Genomic DNA, 371 nt, shown 5'->3' with positions numbered 1-371 from the left:
TTCCAGCCGGGGTGAAGGGCACAGCCCCCACGATTGGTGACATCGCACGCCTGGACACCATCCCAGGACTGTGCCCGCCGGGTCAGCCCTCATACACCGCACCGGGACGGAAGCCGGCCTTCGGCGCGGAGGCGGGGCCCGGCCCGCCGGGTGCGCCCGCTGCCGGGCAACGTGCACGCCGCCGATTTCCTCGATGGTGCAGCGGGGTGCGAACCGCTCCGGCCGGCCGTCCATCACGCGGTGGTTGGGGTGTGTGCCCGGCCGCAGGCGTGTGGCCGGGGCCGTAGGCCGGAGCCGCCGCGCCGGGTTGGGCCTCGCCCTCAGCCAGGCAGGCGTCGACGGCTTTGAGGGCCTGGTCGACGGAGCGGGGT

It is taken from the genome of Streptacidiphilus neutrinimicus (assembly GCF_000787815.1).
GTDB lineage: Bacteria > Actinomycetota > Actinomycetes > Streptomycetales > Streptomycetaceae > Streptacidiphilus > Streptacidiphilus neutrinimicus.
The sequence above is the reverse complement of the archived record's forward strand: the minus strand, read 5'-3'. Positions refer to the sequence as shown.